Raw genomic sequence first — 9452 nt, 5'->3', positions numbered from 1 at the left:
TAGATTCGGGAGAAATAGGTGGTTTCTCAATCGGTTGTGAATTAGATTCGGGAGAAATAGGTGGTTTCTCAATCGGTTGTGAATTAGATTCGGGAGAAATAGGTGGTTTCTCAATCGGTTGTGAATTTGGTTCGGGAGAAATTGGTGGTTTCTCAATCGGTTGTGAATTTGGTTCGGGAGAAATTGGTGGTTTCTCAATCGGTTGTGAATTTGGTTCGGGAGAAATTGGTGGTTTCTCAATCGGTTGTGAATTTGGTTCGGGAGAAATTGGTGGTGTGGCTATTTGCGGTGGCTGAACAATAGCAATAGGCTCTTGAGAAACTGTTGATTCTGGTGGTGTCGATCGCTCCTGAACAACAGGAGCGCGATCGACTATTGATGGTGGAATTTCATCCTGTACAGTTGTAGGAGCAGTTATTGATTGGGGTTGGGGCCGGGTTTCAACTATAGGCTTTTGAGTGACTATTGATTGGGGTTGGGGCCGGGTTTCAATTACAGGCTTTTGAGTAACTATTGATTGGGGTTGGGGCTGGGTTTCAACTATAGGCTTTTGAGTAACTATTGATTGGGGTTTTGGTTGCTTTCCAATTACAGGCTTTTGAGTAACTATTGATTGGGGTTTTGGTTGCTTTCCAATTGGTTTTGGAACCCTCGCTAATTGAGATATTTGAGGTAGGTTTTTAATAGGTGTGGCATTTTTTGAAATTTTTAAATTTTGAGTTAGTCTCTGATTATTTTTAGAGGTAAATCTGGATTGTCTGGTTAAATAATATTCAACATTAGGTTGATTTGCCGCCACAATTGATTGAGGTTTTGAGTTGAATTTAATTGCAATCTTAGACATTGGAACAATTGATGAAGGTTTTGACTGAACTTTAATTCCCGGTTTAGCTACAGCAACACTTGATTGGGTTTGTGACAGGGCTTTCATTCTAGTTTTAGCCACAGCAGCAATTGATTGGGTTGGTGACTGGGGCTTGATTGTGGTTTTAGCTACAGCAGCACTAGATTTGGGTTTGGATTGAGGCTTGATTGTGGTTTTAGCCACAGCAGCACTTGATTGGGTTGGTGACTGGGGCTTGATTGTGGTTTTAGCTACAGCAGCACTAGATTTGGGTTTGGATTGGGATTTAATTTCCGGTTTAGCCACAACAGCAATTGATTTGGTTTGGGACTTTGCAGCCACCACAGCCTCGATCGCCATTTGTGATTTCTTTAAGGGTATTTTAACGGAATACTGCCTACTTACTGACTGTTTTACCTGCTTATTTTTTAAGGTTATAACAGCAGTAACGGCTGGATATTTTTTTAAGGGATTGGGAGTTTTGATAAGTTTTAAATTATTGCGTTTGGCTGGGGTAGTTGCGGTAAGTTTTTCTTGATTTTTGGGAATTTTTCCCGATCTTAAAGCAGTGGGGGTGGATGGGTAGATTTTTTTAGGTACATCCTTAGCGACCATGATTGATTTTTTTGTAAGTATTTGCTTTGAGATTGGGGGGGAAGTTTGTGCTTTATTTATATTGGCTGGCTTTTTGGGTTCAGGAGATTTTTGAGATGGGGTAATTTCAATTAAATTGACAGCAGCGGATGGACTTTTTGGTACAATCTCAGCGCGAATTATACTCAGGCGTAAGATCCAGAAAGCCAGTCCATGTAAAAAAACAGACCCTAAAATTGCAACTATCCATAGCATCGGCGGATCGGATTGTTTTTGGTGATTAAAGGTTTTGGTATAAGTTTTAGAATTCATGGGTAAGACGCAGGAATTTAAAGCTATTTGTTGATTATCGGTTGCTTTTTGCCCCATACGTTTGAGTTGCACTTAAATCCGGATCGGATTGGTGAAAATAGAATATCAAAAACCCCAACTTGTTTAAGAAGTCGGGGCTCTAAGGTAATTTTATGGTTGTTGGGAAAATTTAGGGGTGAAAATAATCGTAAATTTGTTGTGCTAGACGGGGACCAATTCCAGGTACTTCCGTCAATTGTTGGGGTGTAGCTAAGCGCAGATAGTCGATCGACCGAAAATGCGCTAATAATTGTTTTTGTCGGTGGTGTCCCAAACCGGAAATTTCATCAAGTCGCGATCGCTTCATTCTCCCACTTCTTTGTTCTCTGTGAAAACTGACTGCAAATCTGTGCGCTTCATCTCGCACCCGACGTAATAATTGTACCCCAGGCTGTTCGGGATCGGTGGGCAGGGGCAAAGATTCCCCAGGCAGAAATATCTCTTCTCGCTGCTTTGCTAAACTCACAACGCGCAACTCTTCTAGCAAATTCATCTCTCGCAAAACTGCTACAACTGCTGAAAGTTGACCTTTCCCTCCATCTATCATTATTAAGTCTGGTTTGTCAACAATCTCATTATCAACTGTAGATAAATTACTTATTTCTTCCTTATTCAATCCTCCCTTGGTGGGGGTGGGGGTAGGGGTGGGTTCTGCTTCCATCCTTCCCTTGGGAGGGGATTCCTTCTTGCCTCGAAAGCGGCGACCAAGAACTTCTGCTAAACTAGCAAAATCGTCCGAATGACCTGATTTAATTTCAGGATTTTTAATTTTGTAGTGGCGGTAGTGTTGATTGGCGGGTAAACCGTCAATAAATACGACGCGGGAAGCTACCGCATCAGAACCTTGAATGTGAGAAATATCATAACCTTCTATCCGATGCGGAATTTCTGGCAAATCGAGAATTTCTGCTAAATCTTGCATGGCTTGAGAATTGCGATCGCTCAATCTTTGCATTCTTGCCAATTCATACTCAGCATTACGTTCTACCATCTCAATTAACTCTGCTTTGGTTTGCCGCTGGGGTGTCAAAATCGTCACTTTTCGCCCCTTGCGGTTGCTCAACCAATCTGCTAGGATTTCTCCTTCTGGTAAGTCATATTGCACTGAAATTTCGCTAGGAATTTCTACAGATTCGACGTTTTGATAGTGTTCCTCCAATACCCGCTGCAAAATTGCTCCAGCTTCTACCCCCCCTCGTTCCCCCCCTTGGTAAGGGGGGGAGGAAAGAGAAGATTGAAACAACTCTTGCCCTCCGTTTGCAAGGGCGGGTTGGGAAGGAATCTCCGCCATAAATCCCAATCTTCCGACTAATTGACCGGCACGAATTTGGAATAGTTGAATGCAAGCGTGCTGGGTGTCGGCGGCCAGGGCGATCGCATCTCTGGAAACAGTATCATCAGGTAAAGATACTTTTTGACCTGCGCTCAAAGACTGTAAACCTTTAATTTGATCTCGAATTCGTGCCGCCACTTCAAAGTTTAAATCTGCGGCTGCTTGTTCCATTTGTGGTTCCAGTAGATCCACTAATTCCTGAGTCCTTCCCTGAAAAATCATCGCTACTTTCTGGATGATTTTGCGATAATCTTCGGCAGATATTAACCCTTGACAAACGCCGACGCAGCGGCCGATATCGTAGTTTAAACAAGGACGGTCTTTAAAGAGCGGTTGAGGGCGCTGTCGCAGGGGGAAAATCCGCTTGATTAAATGCAGCGTACTCCGCAGCGCGCCGGTATCGACGTAGGGGCCGTAGTAGCGGTCTTTGGCATTACCTGCGCGGCGTTTGCGGGTGATGAAAATGCGCGGGTATTCTTCTGACCAAGTTATGCACAAATAGGGATATTTTTTATCATCTTTGAGGAGGACATTAAAGTAGGGTTGGTGTTGCTTGACAAGGTTTGCTTCTAATGCTAAAGCTTCGGCTTCTGTATCGGTGGCGATGAATTCTATTTCGCGGACTTGTTGCACCATCATGGCGATGCGGGGACTAAGATTTTGGCTGTCGCGAAAATAGGAACGGACGCGGTTTCTGAGTTTTTTTGATTTGCCGATATAAAGGATGCGATCGCTCTCATCTCGCATTAAATATACACCGGGAACTGCCGGAATTTCTTTGAGCCGGCTTTCCAAGCGTTCTGCATCTTTAACTAGCGGCAGAGTTTTTGAAATCATTAGTTATTAGTTATTGGTTCTTAGTTATCTTAATAGGAATTTAACTTTGAGGTAGGGGTTTCAACCCCTGACGGAATATTGTTGGTACGTTAATTTGAGATCGATGTCCTATTCCCAATGCCTAATCCCCGATGCGCGATGCCCAATTTATAATATCTGAGATAAAAACTTCCGGGTACGTTCTTCTTTGGGATTCTGAAAAAACTCTTCTGGGTCTGCTTCTTCGACTAAAACTCCGCCATCCATTAACACAATGCGATCGGCAACTTCACGGGCAAACCCGACTTCGTGAGTCACCACTACCATTGTAATTCCTGTTTTAGCTAAATTTCGCATCACATCTAAAACTTCTCGTACCATTTCTGGATCTAATGCTGATGTCGGTTCATCAAACAGCATGATTTTAGGCTGCATCGCCAAAGAACGGGCAATTGCTACCCGCTGCTGTTGTCCTCCAGAAAGTTGTCCCGGATATTTTTGTGCTTGCGACAAAATACCGACTCTTTCTAACAGTTGCATGGCTATTTCTTCAGCTTTTTTCTTCGGCCAGCGGCGTACCCAGACGGGCGCTAGCATGACGTTTTGCAATACTGATAGATGGGGAAACAGGTTGAATTGCTGAAATACCATTCCTACTTCCCGGCGAATTGTTTCGATGTTGCGTAAATCGTGGGAAAGTTCGATACCGTCGATCGTAATTTTACCTTGTTGGTATTCTTCTAAGGCGTTAAAGGTGCGAATAAATGTGGATTTTCCCGAACCGGATGGACCCATGACGACGACGACTTCGCCTCGGTTGACGTTCATGCTGACGCCGCGCAGTACGTGAAATTGTCCGTACCATTTGTGGACGCTTTCTGCTACGATTACTTTTTCTGAGCTTGTTTGTTTAGTTTGCATATTTTTTTATTGATTAACTGCTGATTAATGCTGGTGAACGCCGATAGGTGTTCAATTTTACAAATAGTCTCATGACTGTTGACTGTTAACTGTTGACTGACTAATCACAAACAACTAATGACTAATGACTAATGACTAATGACTAATGACTTTTTACCTTTGACCTACTCCTAAACTTCGCTCTATTTTGCGGCTGGCTAGAGACATTGAGTAACAAAATACCCAATAAATAATGCCTATGAATATGTAAACTTCGGCGTACCTGCCAATGTAGGATGGATTTGCTAAAACTGCGCGGGATATGCCAATTAATTCTAACATTCCGAATAGCGAAAGTAGGGATGTGTCCATGAATAATCCGATGAATTGTCCGCCGATCGCCGGAATGACTGTTCGCAATGCTTGAGGGAGTACAATTAAGAGTGTGAGTAAAGGTGTATTTAGCCCGATCGCCCTTGCTGCTTCTATTTGTCCTCTGGGTACTGCCTGCAAACCGCCACGCACGTTTTCAGCTAAGTATGCTGCACTAAATAATGTTAATCCAGCAATGGCTCTAATGACTCTATCTAATTTGGGATATTCTGGTGGCAAGAAGAGTTGCAGCATGACTTGACCTAAAAACAAAATGCCAATTAACGGCAAACCCCGAATAATTTCAATGTATAATGTGGATAAAAGTTTCACAACTGGTAAAGAGCTTTGTCTGCCGAGGGCTAGCAATACTCCGATAGGAAAAGAAAGCACTATACTAATTACTGCTAAAAACAGTGTCAATACTAAACCGCCCCAATCATTTGTCGAGACTTCTGTCAAGCCTAAACCGCCTTTAATTAACCACAAAATTACTGGGAATGAAAGAGCCCAAACTGCGGGCATCCAACCCATGATTTTGGGGGGAATTTGTCTACCCACAAAATAGCTGGCAGCGGCTATGATAATATTGCCTAGCAAGTAGAGGCGGGAGGTAAGGTCGATCGGGGAAATTACCGCGCCGACAACCCCAGCACCGAGTAAAATCAATAATGGTGGATTCCACAGTTTTTCTTGGCGCTGAATGTTTCCCCAAGTTAAGCCTGCTAGTAAAGTAATTATTCCGGTTACTATCCACAGCCGCCAATAGGATTCGCTAGGAAATCTGCCTACAAAAAATAGTGGCAAATTAGCTTCTAATACCCGCCATTGAGCTTTTGTAGTTACCCAAACGATAATTCCGGTAATGACTTGGAAACTAACAATCAGACAAATTACTGTCAAAATGCTGTTGTACCAGGTGCTGAATAGATTTTTGCGCGCCCAATTTCCCGGAGTGGGCGATTCACTGGCTGGGGGCGGCAATACGGGGAGAGTTTCCATATAGCGTTTTTCAATCCTATATTGTGTTAAGCGGCTTTCGGCGGGTTTTGTTTATGTAGACGCGATGGGAAATCGCCACGGAAAAAAAACTTATTTTCGCCGATTTATCCAATCTTCCCCACCAGGTAACTGACTTAAATACTCGGCTAACACTGCTGGTAAATCTTTTGCCGAATGGATATAAGTCAAGTTCAATAACTTCACAGCAGTCTGAATAATCAGGTTTCTATCCATCATTTCTGCAAGTTGAAATTGAGTATAATCACCGTTGAATACTTCCTCCGCAGCCTCTGCAATCGCATCCTCAATCACCTCCTCTTCTATGAAATTCTCCCATTCATCAGAATTGATATAATAAGATGTTCGATTATCTTTAATGTTTACCTTTTTAATTTCTCTAATTGAATTCCGAATCAAACTTGCCCAAGATCCTGTTAATCGCTGTTCAACTTGATTTTTAATCAAGTGAATCAGCAAAACATTTAAAAAAGATTGGATTTGACGCAAAATTGCTTGTTTGCTCATGCCATCTAACTCATCGACAATTGCCAAAGCATCTGTATACCTTCCTGCCAATATGCTAGATCTAAGAGCGATTAATTCTTGTGTCATTCGACCCACTCTCCTTGGATTCCCAGTAAAATAATTTCAATTTAAACTCGTTATCTTTCCTTGAGTTGTACAGTTTGATTGTACCAATTCATAAATAGAGAAATGATTAAGCTAATAGTGAGATATGTTACCATGATAATTAACATGGCTTCGATCGCCCTTCCGGTTTGATTCAGGGTTGGGGAAGCCACCACAAAGTAAACGTCGGGATAGGCGATCGCCACTGCTAAACTAGAATTCTTAGCTAAATTTAAATACTGGCTGGTTAACGGCGGAATAATTACCCGCAAAGCTTGAGGCAAAATTACCAACCGCATGATGGTTCCAGATTTCAATCCCAAAGACTTCGCTGCTTCCATCTGCCCTCTTGGGACTGATTGAATTCCGGCGCGGACAATTTCGGCAATGTAACTGCCAGTATACAAGCTGAGTCCTGTAACTAGGGCTGCAAATTCTGGAGTTAATTTCAATCCTCCTTCCAGTTGCAATTCTGGTGTGAGGCGGGGAACATCTAAGCGAAAAGGCAGATTTTTGGTAATAATCAAAGCTGAGATTGCACTCAGAGCGATCGCACCTAATGCCCAAAGCAACTGTCTTCCTGGCTGCGCTTGTTCTATCATAACGCGGGCGCGCCACTGCCACAGAAAAGCCGCCGCCAAAACTCCGACAGTTAGCAAAATCAACCAAATTTCAAAACCGGGCAAAGTCGCCAGCCAAGGGACTGCAATACCGCGATTTGTCAAATATAGTGGGCCGCTCATCTGCTGGTTTTCTTCCAGCTTTGGTAGCGAAATGAACACTGCAAAATACCAAAAAAATAATTGCAGCAACAACGGTGTATTGCGGATAATTTCTACATATAATCCTGCTAAACTTCGCAGCAACCAGTTGTCAGAAAGCCGCGAGATTCCTACAGTCAAACCTGCAATGGTTGCTAGAACTATACCAATTACCATCACTCGCAATGAGTTAACCAAACCGACAAGATAAGCTTGTTTATAACTATTTTCGGGATTGTAAGCAATTACTTTTTCACCAATATCAAAGGATGCTTGGGAATTGAGGAAGTCAAATCCGAAGGCGATGCCTAGTTGTGAATAATTGGCGCTGAGATTGTCCCAGAAAATTGCACCGACAACTATTACTAAAATTAGGGCGATCGCCTGTCCAGCAATTTTCCAAAACCGATCGTCTCTAAGCAGTTTAATCATATTAGTTATTAGTTATTTGTTATTGGTTGTTTGTTATTGGTTGTTTGTTATTGGTTGTTTGTTATTGGTTATTGGTTATTTGTTGCGTCGCTGGCGTAGTCGAAGGTTGATTGGTTATTGGTTGTTTGTTGATAGTTGATAGTGGTTAGTGATTTTACCAATCCCTAATGACTGCTGACTAATAACAAATAACCAATAACCAATAACAACTAACAACTAACCAATAACAACTAACAACTAACCAATAACTGACAAAAATTAGCGGAACGGTGGCGAGTACATCAAACCTCCATCTTTCCAGAGTTTGTTTTGACCCCGGTCTAGTTTGAGTGTACTTTTGGGCCCGATATTGCGATCGTACATTTCGCCATAATTTCCGACTTTTTTCACAATGCGAGCGGCGTAATCGTTCGGGAGTCCTAAACCTTTACCCAAATCTCCTTCTTTTCCTAGCAAACGTTTGACGTTGGGGTCTGTACTGCTGGCTACAATTTGGTCTACATTTGTCGAATTAATTCCCAAATCTTCCGCTTCTATCGCTGCAAAAATGATCCATCTTACCGCATCTGACCATTTAGGATCGCCACTTTTTACGGCTGGGGCTAAAGGTTCTTTTGACATCACTTCTGGCAAAATCACGTTGTTTTCGGAATTGGGTAGAGTGGTGCGTTTGGAGACAAGTTGCGATCTATCGGCTGTGACTCCCTGACATCTACCTTCTTGATAGGTAGCAAAGGTAGCATTCACATCTTCAAAAACGACGGGAGTGTATTTAACTCCCAATTTTCGCATTTGGTCGGACAAGTTTTGTTCGGTACTGGTACCTGTTTGGACGCAGATCGATTTACCTGCAAAATCTTTTAAGCTCTTAATACCGCTGTCTTTTTTGACCATGATGCTTTGAGAGTCATAAAAGATGACAGGGGAAAATTCGAGCCCGGTGGTGCTGTCGCGACTGACGGTGTAGGTAGTGTTGCGACTGAGAATGTCTATTTCCCCCGCTTGCAAAACTGTAAATCTTTCTTTAGCATTGAGATTGCGGTACTCAACTTTTTCTGGATCGTCAAATATTGCTGCGGCGATCGCCCTGCATATATCTACATCTAATCCTGAGTATTTGCCCTTTTCATCTACAAAGCTAAAACCCGGTAGTTGGCCACTGACGCCACAAATTAGTTTGCCGCGACTGAGGATTGTATCTATCCGACTTGAGCCTTGTTGCGATTTACCTTCGGTAGCACTTGTTTGTGCCGCTTGTCCAGTTTGTGGTGTTTGTCCTGTTTGTAGCGATCGATCCCTACAAGCTGTCAATGGTAATACCATTAACATTGTTGCCCACAACAGAAATTTCCATTTACGCATAGGTTTTAGTAGAACGCTTTCCTGACAATCCTACCTTGTCGCTGACGATAACTGT

General features: G+C 42.7%; 6 protein-coding genes and 1 pseudogene. All 7 read right to left on the bottom strand.

Annotation, left to right across the window (positions count from 1 at the left end; genetic code table 11):
- Positions 1 to 1822: pseudogene (locus AAFP14_RS19465) on the bottom strand (hypothetical protein); the annotation flags it as partial.
- A gap of 97 nt (positions 1823 to 1919) precedes the next feature.
- Positions 1920 to 3959 (bottom strand): excinuclease ABC subunit UvrC, encoded by a 2040-nt coding sequence (gene uvrC / locus AAFP14_RS19460; RefSeq protein ID WP_341733863.1) that lies wholly within the window; start codon positions 3957 to 3959, stop codon positions 1920 to 1922.
- Between the two features lie 147 nt (positions 3960 to 4106).
- On the bottom strand, positions 4107 to 4859 hold the full coding sequence (locus tag AAFP14_RS19455; RefSeq protein ID WP_341733862.1) for an amino acid ABC transporter ATP-binding protein: 753 nt from the start codon (positions 4857 to 4859) through the stop codon (positions 4107 to 4109).
- Between the two features lie 153 nt (positions 4860 to 5012).
- On the bottom strand, positions 5013 to 6212 hold the full coding sequence (locus AAFP14_RS19450; RefSeq protein ID WP_341733861.1) for an amino acid ABC transporter permease: 1200 nt from the start codon (positions 6210 to 6212) through the stop codon (positions 5013 to 5015).
- Between the two features lie 90 nt (positions 6213 to 6302).
- Positions 6303 to 6824, bottom strand: a complete 522-nt coding sequence (locus AAFP14_RS19445) for a DUF29 family protein (RefSeq protein ID WP_341733860.1) — start codon at positions 6822 to 6824, stop codon at positions 6303 to 6305.
- 50 nt (positions 6825 to 6874) lie between these two features.
- Entirely contained in the window at positions 6875 to 8035 is a 1161-nt protein-coding gene (locus tag AAFP14_RS19440) for an amino acid ABC transporter permease (protein ID WP_341733859.1), read from the bottom strand.
- A 258-nt stretch (positions 8036 to 8293) separates the two neighbouring features.
- Positions 8294 to 9397 (bottom strand): amino acid ABC transporter substrate-binding protein, encoded by a 1104-nt coding sequence (locus tag AAFP14_RS19435; protein WP_341733858.1) that lies wholly within the window; start codon positions 9395 to 9397, stop codon positions 8294 to 8296.
- Between the last annotated feature and the right edge of the window lie 55 nt (positions 9398 to 9452).

Origin of the sequence: Microcoleus sp. EPA2 (assembly GCA_020882975.1) — a bacterium.
GTDB lineage: Bacteria > Cyanobacteriota > Cyanobacteriia > Cyanobacteriales > Microcoleaceae > Microcoleus.
This window is presented reverse-complemented; position numbering and strand designations above follow the sequence as displayed.

What these genes read in the sequence shown, in the direction of transcription:
- uvrC (WP_341733863.1), bottom strand. Translation starts at nt 3,959, where the DNA reads ATGATTTCAAAAACTCTGCCGCTAGTTAAAGATGCAGAACGCTTGGAA.
- AAFP14_RS19455 (WP_341733862.1), bottom strand. Translation starts at nt 4,859, where the DNA reads ATGCAAACTAAACAAACAAGCTCAGAAAAAGTAATCGTAGCAGAAAGC.
- AAFP14_RS19450 (WP_341733861.1), bottom strand. Translation starts at nt 6,212, where the DNA reads ATGGAAACTCTCCCCGTATTGCCGCCCCCAGCCAGTGAATCGCCCACT.
- AAFP14_RS19445 (WP_341733860.1), bottom strand. Translation starts at nt 6,824, where the DNA reads ATGACACAAGAATTAATCGCTCTTAGATCTAGCATATTGGCAGGAAGG.
- AAFP14_RS19440 (WP_341733859.1), bottom strand. Translation starts at nt 8,035, where the DNA reads ATGATTAAACTGCTTAGAGACGATCGGTTTTGGAAAATTGCTGGACAG.
- AAFP14_RS19435 (WP_341733858.1), bottom strand. Translation starts at nt 9,397, where the DNA reads ATGCGTAAATGGAAATTTCTGTTGTGGGCAACAATGTTAATGGTATTA.